Here is an 11562-nt window from a genome sequence, read left to right as displayed (position 1 = left end):
CCCCGGATCAAAGCATCGCCTTAAGACCCGCCCGGTAATCGGGGTAGCGCAGGCTGACCCCCAGTTCCGTCTTGATCCGGTCATTCCGCACCCGCTTGTTTTCGGCGTAAAAACTCGCCGCCATCGGGGTCATGCTGGCCGGGTCAAAGGGCACTTCGGGCGGGCGGGGCAGGCCCAGAAGCTCGGCCGCATAGGCCAGCACATCCTCGGGCGGGGACGGCGCGTCATCGCAGACATTGTAGACCCGCCCCGGATTGGGCGCCGCGATCGAGGCCGCCAGAACCTGCGCGATATCCTCGACATGGATGCGCGAAAACACCTGCCCGGGCTTGATCACAAGCCGCGCAGTGCGGTCGCGGACCTTTTCGAACGGGCCGCGACCGGGGCCATAAATCCCCGCCAGCCGGAAAATATGGAGCGGCAGGCCCAGCGCCTGCCAGCCCGCCTCGGCCGCCACCCTTTGCACGCCGCGGGTGGTGGTGGGGGTCAGGGGCGTCTCTTCATCGACCCAACCGCCGCCATGATCGCCATAGACGCCGACGGTGGACAGATAGCCCACCCATTCCAGATGCTGCGCGGCGCAAAGCGCGTTTCGCTGCGCAGCGAGAACCGGGTCGCCAGAGCCATCCGGGGCCACCGAGGTCAGCAGATGCGTGGCCTCTGCAAGGGGTAACTCCCCCCCGGTCCAGACCATCGCCTCCACCCCTTCGGCGCGCAGCATTTCAGCCTTGGCCGCGCTGCGCGTGGTGGCGATGATCCGCCAGCCTTCGGGCAACAGAAGCCGGGCCAGCGCCCGCGCCGAATAGCCGTGACCGATCGAGAGCAGCGTTTTCATGGGTTTCTCCTTCGGCTCGCAAGGTAGTCATCACGTCGTCACTTGCGAAGGGCAAAAAGCTCTGGCACCTTTGGTCATGGAACATATGACATCTCTCAAAACCTGGCCCGAGGCCGCGCCGCGTCTTATTGCCGTCGCCGCGGGCCGTTCGCCTGCCGATTGCGTGATCCGGCAGGGCAGATGGGTCAACGTCCAAAGCCGCGAAGTGCTGGACGGATACGACATCGCGATTGCCGAGGGGCGTTTCGCCGCCATCGCCCCCGATCTGACCTCGGCCATCGGACCGGAAACGACCGTGATCGAGGCCAAGGGCCGCTACATGATCCCCGGTCTCGTCGATGGCCACATGCATGTTGAGAGCGGCATGCTGACCCCCGCGGAATTCGCCGCCGCCGTGATCCCGCATGGCACGACGACCATGTTCACCGACCCGCACGAGATTGCGAACGTGCTCGGCCTCGCGGGTGTGCGGATGATGCATGACGAGGCGATGCTGCAGCCCGTCAACATCTTCACCCAGATGCCGTCTTGCGCCCCCTCGGCGCCCGGTCTGGAAACCACGGGCTATGAGATCACCCCCGAGGATGTGGCGAAGGCGATGTCCTGGCCCGGGATCGTGGGTCTGGGCGAGATGATGAACTTTCCGGGCGTCATCGGCGCCGATGCCAAGATGCTGGCCGAGATTGCCGCGACGCAGCGGGCGGGGAAAACCGTCGGCGGGCATTATGCCAGCCCCGATCTGGGGGCGCCCTTTCGCGCCTATGCGGCGGGCGGTCCGGCCGATGACCACGAAGGCACCTGCGAAGACGACGCCGTGGCCCGGGTCCGGCAGGGGATGCGGGCGATGCTGCGGCTGGGCTCGGCCTGGTATGACGTGGAAAGCCAGATCACCGCGGTGACGAAACGCGGGCTTGATCCGCGCAACTTCATTCTTTGCACCGACGATTGCCATTCCGGCACGCTGGTTCACGAAGGCCATATGAACCGCGCCTATCGCCATGCCGTCGCCTGTGGCTGCGATCCCCTGATCGCGCTGCAGATGTGCACGGTGAACACCGCCAGCCATTTCGGGCTGGAACGGGAACTCGGCTCGATTGCGCCGGGTCGGCGGGCGGATGTGATCCTGAGCTCGGATCTGGTCACCCTGCCGGTCGAGATGGTGATCGCGCGGGGGCAGGTGGTGGCGGAAAACGGCACGCTGAAGGTCGACTGCCCGCATTACGACTGGCCGGAAAGCGCCCGTCAAACCGTGCATCTGGGCAAGAGCCTTGAGCCTGCGGATTTCGCCATTGCCGCGCCCGAGGGGGCGAATACGGTGACGGCCCGGGTGATCGGCGTCGTCGAAAATCAGGCGCCGACCAAGGCCCTGACGGCGGAACTGGCGGTTCTTGACGGGCTGGCGCAGCCGGACGCGGCGAAAGACGTGGCGCAGATCGCGCTGGTCGAGCGGCACCGGGGCACCGGCAAGGTGGTGAACGGCTTCGTCTCGGGCTTTGGCTACAAGGGCTCGATGGCGATCGGCTCGACTGTGGCGCATGACAGCCACCACATGATCGTGGTCGGCACCGACCGCGCCGCGATGGCCGCCGTGGCGAACCGGCTGGGCGAGATGGGCGGCGGCATCAGCGTCTGGAAAGACGGTGTGGAACTCGCCGCCGTGCCCCTGCCCATCGCCGGGCTGATGTCCGACGACCCCGCCGCCGAGGTCGCCGCGCGGGCCGAAGCGATGGTGAAAGCGATGGCCGACTGCGGCTGCACACTCAACAACGCCTATATGCAGCATTCGCTTCTGGCGCTGGTGGTGATCCCGGAAATCCGCATTTCCGACCTTGGCCTTGTCGATGTGACGAAATTCCAACTGACCGAGCTTTTCGCATGAATGATCCCGTGACGATCCTGACCCCGCCGCCCTCGGCGCATGACAGCTTCACCGATCCGGCCGCCGCGGTGGCGCGGCTGGAACAGCTTTACGCCGAGGCGACCGGCTTCCTGTTGCAGAAATTCAACGAGGTTCTGGCCACCGGCCATGCCGACACGCGCTTTCGCGCCTTCTACCCCGAGGTGCGGATCACCGTCACCTCGCATCTCAAGGCCGACAGCCGGTTGAGCTTTGGTCATGTCTCCTCGCCCGGGACCAAGGTGGCGACAATCACCCGCCCCGACCTCTTCCGCAATTACCTGACGCAGCAGATCGGGCTTTTGATGCGCAACCATGGGGTGCCGGTGCAGATCGGCCCCTCGGACACGCCGATCCCGGTGCATTTCGCCGTCGCCGGTCAGCCCGAGGTGACGATCCCGCAGGAAGGCGCGCTGACGATTTCGTTGCGCGATGTCTTTGACGTGCCGTCGCTGGAAAGCATGAACGACGATATCGTGAACGGCACGGCGAAGCCGAACCCGGATGGGTCGGGGCATCTGGCGCCCTTTACCGCGCAGCGGGTGGATTACTCGCTTGCCCGGCTGTCGCATTACACCGCGACCGCGCCTGAGCATTTCCAGAACCATGTTCTGTTCACCAACTATCAGTTCTACGTCGATGAATTCGAGAAAGTCGCGCGGCAGATGCTGGCCGATCCGGCGCAGGGCTACAGCAGTTTCGTCGCGCCGGGGAATATCGAAATCACCACCGCCGATGGCATGATTCCGCCCTTGGCGAAGCTGCCGCAGATGCCGGCCTATCACCTGAAACGGCCCGACGGGAACGGCATCACGCTGGTCAATATCGGTGTCGGGCCCTCGAATGCGAAGACCGCGACCGATCATATCGCGGTGCTGCGCCCGCATGCCTGGCTGATGGTCGGCCATTGTGCAGGGCTGCGCAACTCGCAAAGCCTGGGCGATTTCGTTCTGGCCCATGCCTACCTGCGCGAGGATCACGTGCTGGATGACGATCTGCCGATCTGGGTGCCGATCCCGGCTCTGGCCGAGGTGCAGGTGGCCCTGCAGGAAGCGGTGGCCGAGATCACCCGGCTGGAGGGCTACGAGCTGAAACGGATCATGCGCACGGGCACGGTGGCGACGATCGACAACCGCAACTGGGAGCTGCGCGACCAGTCCGGCCCGGTGCAGCGGCTGAACCAAAGCCGGGCCGTGGCGCTCGACATGGAAAGCGCGACGATCGCCGCGAACGGGTTCCGGTTCCGCGTTCCCTATGGCACGCTGCTCTGTGTCTCCGACAAGCCGCTGCATGGGGAACTCAAACTTCCGGGCATGGCGACCGAGTTTTACCGCACGCAAGTGGCCAGCCATCTGCTGATCGGCGTGCGCGCGATGGAGAAGCTGCGGGCCATGCCGCTGGAGCGAATCCACAGCCGGAAACTGCGGTCATTCGACGAAACAGCCTTCCTTTGATGCGCTGCCTTGACGCCGGGAAAATCGGCAAAACATGCCCGAAAAGGCTTGCCATGCTGAAAAAAACCGTGTGTTAGAGGGCGCATCAAACCGTGCAGACGGATCAAGATGGCCCCTCCACCCGGGGCGTATGAGAGGAAGACCCATGTCGAAACCGATGACCAAGACCCAGCTGGTGGCAGCCCTTGCCGAAGCCATGGGGTCGGACAAGAAAACCGCGACCGCCGCCATCGACGCCATCGCCGATGTCGTGACGAAGGAAGTCGCGGCTGGCGGGTCGGTGACGCTGCCGGGCATCGGCAAGGTCTCGTGCAAGGCCCGTCCGGAGCGTCAGGTGCGCAACCCGGCCACCGGGGAAACGATGATGAAACCGGCTGACAAGCAGGTGAAGGTGACGATCGCCAAAGCCCTCAAGGACAGCGTCAACGTCTGATCCCCGAGGCCCCGCAAGGGTGCCGAATTCGGGCCGCTCTGCATCCGCAGGGCGGCCTTTTGCATGGCCGGGCCCGCCCCGGGGCGAAGAACCTGTATCGCATACAGGTTTTATCTTGTCCGAAGCGGCGGTTTCCGGCTCTGGCTGTTCGAAATCGCACCGACGGAGGGAACGGAATGGATCTTCGCGCCATAGTCATGGGCCTCGCCTTCGCGCTGATGTGGTCATCGGCCTTCACTTCGGCCCGGATGATCGTGGCCGAGGCACCGCCGCTGCTGGCGCTCTCGGCGCGGTTCCTGATCTCTGGGGGCTTGGGTGTCGCCATTGCGCTGGCGCTGGGGCAGAGCTGGCGGCTGACGCGCCCGCAGTGGAAGGCGACGCTGATTTTCGGCCTGTGCCAGAACGCGCTTTATCTCGGGCTCAATTTCGTCGCGATGCAATGGGTGCAGGCCTCGGTCGCCTCGATCGTCGCCTCGACGATGCCGCTGATGGTGGCGCTTCTGGGTCGCGTCGTTTACGGCGACACGGTGCGGCCGCTCGGCCTCGCGGGGCTGGTGGCGGGGGTGATCGGCGTGGCGATCATCATGGGGGCGCGGCTTTCGGGCGGGGTCGATCCGGTCGGGCTGAGCCTGTGTTTCGCGGCCGCCCTGGCGCTGTCGATCGCCACACTCTCGGTGCGGGGCGCGTCTTCGGGCGGCAATGTGCTGATGATCGTCGGCTTGCAGATGCTGGTGGGCGCCGTGGTGCTGGCGGTGGTGTCGGCTTTCACCGAGACCTGGGAGGTGGTGCCCTCGACCCGTCTCGTGCTGGCCTTCCTTTACACGACGTTGATCCCCGGGCTTCTGGCGACCTGGATCTGGTTCAAGCTGGTCGGACGGATCGGCGCGGTGAAGGCCGCGACCTTCCATTTCCTCAACCCGTTCTTCGGCGTCGCCATCGCGGCCGTGGTGCTGGGCGAGCGGCTGGGTCTGCCGGACCTGCTGGGCGTCGTCATCATCACCGGCGGCATTCTGGCCGTGCAGCTGTCGAAACACAGGTAAGCGATGGGCTGGCTTGAGTTTTCGCTTGCGGGCCTTGCTTTCATGGCGACCCATCTGATCCCAGCCACGCCGCGGATCAAGGCGCCGCTGGTCGCCGCTTTCGGCCGGGTGGGCTATGGCATCGCCTTTGGCGCCCTTGCGCTGGGGCTGCTTTACTGGCTGATCCTCGCCGCCGCCCGGGCGCCTTTCATCGAGCTGTGGCCGCAAGAGATCTGGATGCGCTGGGTCGCGAATATCGTGATGCCGCTGGTGATCCTGATTTCAAGCTACGCCATCGCCGCCCCGAACCCCTTTGCCTTCGAGGGCCGGGCGGGCGGTTTCGACCCCGCGCGGCCCGGGATCGTCGGCATCACCCGGCAACCGTTTCTTTGGGCGCTGGTGCTGTGGGCGCTAGCGCATCTCTTGGTGAACGGCGATCTGGCGCATGCGGTCCTGTTCGGGGTGTTCCTCGTGTTCTCGCTGATCGGGATGCGGGCGATGGAGCGGCGCCTGATCCGCCGCATCGGCTTGGCCGAGTTTCAGCGTCTGGCGGCACGGACCAGCCTGATCCCTTTTGCCGCGCTTCTGACCGGCCGCTGGCGCCCGCGGGGGCGGCCGTCAGCGCTCCGGCTGGCCGTGGCGGTCTTCGCCTGGGCGGCAGTCTTTCATCTGCATGAGCTGGTGATCGGGCTCAGCCCGGCGCCGTGATCCGGCCGGTTTGGGCGGAGAAGGAAAGGCACCGCCTTTCCCCGCCCGACCATGCAACACAGCCACCAGGACCGGCTACCCCAAGCGCACCAGAGGCCAGCGCCTGACCCGGCGGGCGAGAAGCGCCCGCCGAGGGCGGGGCGGGCGCTGGCCGGGACGCTTTGGCGCCCCGGCGGTCACGGGGCAGATGTCCTGCAAGGCCTCGGCAATGGCCTCGGCCAAAATCAACCTTTGCGCAGGCTTTCCAGCAGCTTGATCGTCACCCAGCCGTTCGGCGTCATGCCGTGGTCGCGCTGATAGTCCATCACTGCGCCGATCGTGCCCGCGCCGATCAGGCCATCCGTGCCCTTGGTGTCATAGCCCTGCGCGGTCAAAAGCCGCTGCACCTCGACCTTTTCGGCGTCGGTCAGCGCCCGGCCCTCGCGCGGCCAAGGATGCACGAACGGCCCCTGCCCCTTCAGCCGGTCGGACAGATGCCCCACCCCCATCACATAGGCATCGGCATTGTTGTAGCGTGAAATCGCGGTGAAATTGCCAAAGATCATCAGCGCCGGCCCCTGCGGCCCGGCGGGCAAAAGGATCGAGGCCGCACCGTAATTCGGCACCACCCCGCCATTCACGCCGCGCACGCCCAGCGCCGCCCAGTCCGCGGGCGCGCGTTTCGTGCCCTTGCCTGCCAGCCCCGCATCGAAGCCTTCGGGCAGGGACACCTCCACCGCCCAGGGCTGCCCCTTCGACCAGCCCGAGCGCGCCAGATAGGCCGCGGTCGAGGCCAGCGCATCAGCCGGATTGTCCGACCAGATGTCACGCTTGCCATCGCCGGTGAAATCGACCGCAAAGGCCAGATACGACGTCGGGATGAACTGCGTATGCCCCATCGCCCCGGCCCAGGATCCGGTCATGTGCGCCGGGTCGATGTCGCCCGCCTGCAGGATCTTCAGCGCGCCGATCAGCTGGCTTTCGAAGAACTGCGCCCGCCGCCCGTCATGGGCAAGCGTCGCCAGCGCCGGGATGATCAGGGTGTTGCCGCGCTTGGCGCCATAGCGGCTTTCCATGCCCCAGACGGCGACGACCACTTCCTTGTCGACGCCATAACGCGCCTCGATTTCCCGCAGGATCGCCGCATGCTGCGCCAAAGCCGCGCGGCCCTTGGCGATGCGTTCATCCGACGCCGCGCTGTCCATGTAATCCCAAATGGGTTTCACGAATTCGGCCTGGAACTGCTGCCGCTCGATCACCTGGGGGTTATAGGGCACGTTCCGCATCGCGCGATTCCAGGTCGCCTCGGAAATCCCCGCCGCCATCGCGCGGGGCTTGAAGCCCGCCACCCAGGCATCCATCCGCGCCTGCGTCGCGGCATCGACGGGCGGGATCTCTTCGATCGTGTTCATGGAAACGCCCCCCCGATCCAGCGGCCCGCCACAGGCGGTCAGCGCCGAAAAGGCCAGAAGGGTGACGACAAGGGGTTTCAACGCGTGTTTCATGGCCTGCCCGACTGTTCGTTGTTTGCAAACAGTCTAGCAGGCAATGGCCCTCGCGCAAACCGGCTTTGGCTCAGGCCTTCGCGTCGTAAAAGGGCGTCATCTGCGCGACGACGACGGAGTTTTCATCCAGCGCCCGTTGCATCAGCTCTTTCTCGGCGGCGTCGATCTCGTCACCCGCCTTTTCGCGTTCCTCCAGCGTGCCGTAGCCGGTCACGTCCAAAGGCGCCATCTCTGCCTGTTTCAGGATCGCCACGGTTTCGCGCACGGCTTCCGCCTCGTCGACGCCCGAGGCATAGCAAAGCAGCCCCGCCCCGGTCGATCCCTTCGGCAGACCGTCATTCGCAGACCGCCCCACCTCCACCAGCAGCGTATAGACCTGCTGCGGGCGTTTCGCCTTTTCCGGTTTCTCGGTGGTCTCGGTCATTCTTTTTCCCTATCTCAGCCGCGGCGCAAGGACCGCAGCGAGGTCACGGCCAGCCAGGCCATCCCCAGCACATAAAGCCCGATCGCCGCGCCGGGCCACCATTGCCCCGGCTCCGCCGCCTTGGCCATCTCGCCCAGACGCGTCAGAACGACCGGCGTCAGCAGCCCGATCAGCGCCAGATCGGCGACCATCAGCGCAAAGCGCAGGGGTTGCGGCAAGGCCGCCCCCCGCACCGCATCCACCACCTTGGCGCCCAGCGACAACAGCATGATCAGTCCCGCAGCAGATCGTTGATCGCGGTCTTCGAGCGCGTCTGCGCATCGACCCGTTTCACGATCACCGCGCAGTAAAGGTTGATGCCCCCCTTGGTCGGCATCGAGCCCGCAACGACCACAGAATAGGGCGGCACTTCGCCATAGAAGACCTCGCCGGTCTCGCGATCGACGATCTTCGTCGATTTGCCGATGAAGACGCCCATGCCCAGAACCGAGCCCTCGCGGACGATGCAGCCCTCGACCACTTCGGACCGGGCGCCGATGAAGCAGTTGTCCTCGATGATCGTCGGACCGGCCTGCATCGGTTCCAAGACACCGCCGATGCCGACGCCGCCCGACAGGTGCACGTTCTTGCCGATCTGCGCGCAGGAACCGACCGTCACCCAGGTGTCGACCATCGTGCCTTCATCGACATAGGCGCCAAGGTTGACGAAGGACGGCAGCAGCACCGCGCCCTTGGCGATATAGGCGGACCGGCGCACGATGCAGTGCGGCACGGCGCGGAAACCGGCGGCCTTCCACTGCGCCTCGCCCCAATGGGCGAATTTGCTGTCGACCTTGTCCCACCAGGTGCCGTTCTGCGGCCCGCCGGAATGCACTTCCATCTCCTTGACGCGGAAGCCCAGCAGCACGGCCTTTTTCGCCCATTGGTTCACATGCCAATTGCCGTCGTCCTGTTTCTCGGCGACGCGCAACACGCCCTTGTCCAGCGCCTCGAGCGTGGCCTCGATCGCGTCCCGCGCTTCGCCCCTGGAATGGGGCGTGAGGGTGTCGCGAACCTCCCAGGCGGCTTCGATGGCAGCTTCGAGCATGGCGTTCGACATCGGAACGGTCCTCTTTCAAGTGGCATTCATGGTTTTCCCCCTATAGTTGGGGAAAGCCCCTCGCGCAATGAGCAGGATATGAAAGACGAAAGCCGTTCCCACCCGTTCCGCGATAGCATCATGGATGCGAAAACGGCGCAGGACATCCCCGCCACCGCACAGACCCGTGCGCCCGCCTACAAGCTTGCCTTCACCGATGGCGGCTTCATGATGCGCGAGGAATTGCGCCCGGTGCGGCTGCAGCTGGAACTGCTGAAGCCGCAGCTGATCATGGACGAACGCGGCGTGGAAAGCACGGTGGTGATGTTCGGCGGCGCCCGCATCCCGGAACCGGCGCAGAAGGAGACGGCGAAGACGCCGGTTCTGGCCGAACTGAGCCGCTATTACGACGAGGCGCGGACCTTTGCGCGGATGATGACGGAACGCTCGATGGCGGCTTACGGGCGCGAATGGGTGATCTGCACCGGCGGCGGCCCCGGCGTGATGGAGGCGGGCAACCGCGGCGCCCACGAGGCCGGGGGGCAGTCGATCGGGCTCAACATCGTGCTGCCGCATGAACAGGCGCCGAATGCCTATGTGACGCCGGATCTGTGCTTCAACTTCCACTATTTCGCCATCCGCAAGATGCATTTCCTGATGCGGGCGAAGGCGGTCTGCGTCTTTCCGGGCGGCTTCGGCACGCTCGATGAAATGTTCGAGACGCTGACGCTGATCCAGACCCGGCGGATGAGACGCATCCCGCTGATCCTGTTTGGCGCAGAGTTCTGGCGTCGGGTGATCGACTGGGACTATCTGGCCGAGGCGGGCACGATCGCCGCCGAGGACATCAAGCTGATCAGCTTCGTCGAAACGGCGGAAGAAGCGGTGGAAGTGATCGAGACCTGGGCCAGCGCGCACGCCCCGGACTGAGGGCGCAAGGGCGTATTTGGACCAAGAAAAAGCTGGCTGGCTTCTTCTTGGCGCAAATACGCCCTTTGCGACAGTGGGGATCAGAGACCCGTTTCGGCCTCGATCTCGGCCTTGGATTTCCGCGCCCGTTCGGTGGCGGATTTCAGCTGCCCGCAGGCGGCCATGATATCCTCGCCGCGCGGGGTGCGGATCGGCGCGGCATACCCGGCCTTGTAGACGATGTCGGCGAAAGCCTCGATCCGCTCCCAATCGCTGCGCTGATAGGGCGAGCCGGGCCATTCGTTGAAGGGAATGAGGTTGATCTTTGCCGGGATGCCTTGGATCAGCCGCACCAGACGCCGCGCATCCTCGTCGCTGTCGTTCACGCCCTTGAGCATCACATATTCAAAGGTGATCCGCTCGGAATTCGACAGCCGCGGATAGTCGCGCAGCGCATCCAGCAGCGTCTTGATGTTCCATTTCTTGTTCACCGGCACCAGCTTGTCGCGCACGGCATCGGTGGTGGCGTGGAAGGAAATGGCGAGAAGGCAGCCGATCTCCTCGGCGGTGCGGGCAATCTCCGGCACGACGCCCGAGGTGGAGAGCGTGATCCGGCGGCGGCTCAGCGTCAGCCCCTCGTTGTCCATCACCACGGCCATCGCGTCGCGGACGTTTTCGAAATTGTAAAGCGGCTCGCCCATGCCCATCAGCACGACGTTGGAAATCAGCCGGGTTTCATCCTTCGGTTCGCCCGGTTTCGGCCATTCGCCCAGATCGTCGCGCGCCACCATCACCTGGCCGACGATCTCCCCGGCCGTCAGGTTGCGCACCAGTTTCTGCGTGCCAGTATGGCAGAAGGAACAGGTCAGCGTGCAACCGACCTGGCTTGAAATGCACAGGGTGCCGCGGTTTTCCTCGGGGATGTAAACGGCCTCGACCTCGTGCCCGCCGGCGATGCGCAACAGATATTTCCGCGTGCCGTCCATCGAGACCTGACAGGTCACCACCTCGGGCAGGGCGATTTCGAAATGGCGGTCGAGCAGCGCGCGGTAGTCTTTCGCCAGATTGGTCATCGCCGCGAAATCGCGCACGCCCCAGTGATAGATCCACTGCCAGACCTGACCGACCCGCATCTTCGCCTGTTTCTCGGGCGTGCCCGCGGCGATCAGCGCATCGCGCAGCTGGTCGCGGGTCAGGCCGACCAGATTGACCTTGCCCGCCTCGGGCAGCTTGCGCGGCAGGGTCAGCACGTCTTGGGTGATCGGAGAAGTCGGCTCGGTCATGGCAGGTCCAGCGTTGGGCAAGCCGTGCATATAAGGGA

General features: G+C 65.2%; 12 protein-coding genes. 6 read left to right on the top strand and 6 right to left on the bottom strand.

Features of this window, described 5'->3' with window-relative positions; all coding sequences use genetic code 11:
- Positions 1-7 precede the first annotated feature (7 nt).
- Positions 8-835 carry an SDR family oxidoreductase gene (locus LY44_RS13755; RefSeq protein WP_055209102.1) on the bottom strand — a complete coding sequence of 276 codons (828 nt, stop codon included), beginning with the start codon at positions 833-835 and terminating at the stop codon, positions 8-10.
- 76 nt (positions 836-911) lie between these two features.
- On the opposite strand from LY44_RS13755, the gene ade reads away from it, so the two are divergent.
- The 5 genes from ade (at position 912) to LY44_RS13730 (ending at position 6346) form a co-directional block, all read left to right on the top strand.
- On the top strand, positions 912-2714 hold the full coding sequence (gene ade, locus LY44_RS13750) for an adenine deaminase (protein WP_055209101.1): 1803 nt from the start codon (positions 912-914) through the stop codon (positions 2712-2714).
- Positions 2711-4186, top strand: coding sequence for an AMP nucleosidase (locus LY44_RS13745; protein WP_055209100.1), 1476 nt, complete (start codon positions 2711-2713; stop codon positions 4184-4186). The genes ade and LY44_RS13745 overlap by 4 nt, the downstream gene beginning before the upstream one ends.
- Positions 4187-4331: 145 nt before the next feature.
- On the top strand, positions 4332-4619 hold the full coding sequence (locus LY44_RS13740) for an HU family DNA-binding protein (RefSeq protein WP_013065996.1): 288 nt from the start codon (positions 4332-4334) through the stop codon (positions 4617-4619).
- 176 nt (positions 4620-4795) lie between these two features.
- Complete coding sequence (locus LY44_RS13735; protein ID WP_055209099.1) at positions 4796-5659, top strand: DMT family transporter; 864 nt, start codon at positions 4796-4798, stop codon at positions 5657-5659.
- 3 nt (positions 5660-5662) lie between these two features.
- Complete coding sequence (locus LY44_RS13730; protein ID WP_055209098.1) at positions 5663-6346, top strand: NnrU family protein; 684 nt, start codon at positions 5663-5665, stop codon at positions 6344-6346.
- 224 nt (positions 6347-6570) lie between these two features.
- Here LY44_RS13730 and LY44_RS13725 read toward each other — a convergent pair whose 3' ends face one another.
- The 4 genes from LY44_RS13725 to dapD form a co-directional block, all read right to left on the bottom strand.
- The gene (locus LY44_RS13725) at positions 6571-7830 is read right to left on the bottom strand and encodes a lytic murein transglycosylase (protein WP_055209097.1); all 1260 of its coding nucleotides are present in this window, start codon (positions 7828-7830) and stop codon (positions 6571-6573) included.
- Between the two features lie 70 nt (positions 7831-7900).
- Positions 7901-8254: a hypothetical protein gene (locus tag LY44_RS13720; protein WP_055209096.1), complete on the bottom strand. Its 354-nt coding sequence runs from the start codon at positions 8252-8254 to the stop codon at positions 7901-7903.
- Positions 8255-8268: 14 nt separating this feature from the next.
- Positions 8269-8523 carry a hypothetical protein gene (locus LY44_RS13715; protein WP_055209095.1) on the bottom strand — a complete coding sequence of 85 codons (255 nt, stop codon included), beginning with the start codon at positions 8521-8523 and terminating at the stop codon, positions 8269-8271.
- A 2-nt stretch (positions 8524-8525) separates the two neighbouring features.
- Positions 8526-9353 carry a 2,3,4,5-tetrahydropyridine-2,6-dicarboxylate N-succinyltransferase gene (gene dapD / locus LY44_RS13710; protein WP_055209094.1) on the bottom strand — a complete coding sequence of 276 codons (828 nt, stop codon included), beginning with the start codon at positions 9351-9353 and terminating at the stop codon, positions 8526-8528.
- Between the two features lie 78 nt (positions 9354-9431).
- Between dapD and LY44_RS13705 the strand changes: the two genes are divergently transcribed.
- The gene (locus LY44_RS13705; RefSeq protein ID WP_055209093.1) at positions 9432-10262 is read left to right on the top strand and encodes an LOG family protein; all 831 of its coding nucleotides are present in this window, start codon (positions 9432-9434) and stop codon (positions 10260-10262) included.
- Positions 10263-10342: 80 nt separating this feature from the next.
- On the opposite strand, the gene rlmN is transcribed toward LY44_RS13705, so the two are convergent.
- Positions 10343-11524, bottom strand: a complete 1182-nt coding sequence (gene rlmN / locus LY44_RS13700; RefSeq protein WP_055209092.1) for a 23S rRNA (adenine(2503)-C(2))-methyltransferase RlmN — start codon at positions 11522-11524, stop codon at positions 10343-10345.
- Positions 11525-11562 lie beyond the last annotated feature (38 nt).

The organism is Rhodobacter capsulatus (assembly GCF_003254295.1).
GTDB lineage: Bacteria > Pseudomonadota > Alphaproteobacteria > Rhodobacterales > Rhodobacteraceae > Rhodobacter > Rhodobacter capsulatus.
Note: the sequence above shows the minus strand (reverse complement) of the source record. Positions and strands in the feature narration are given on the sequence as shown.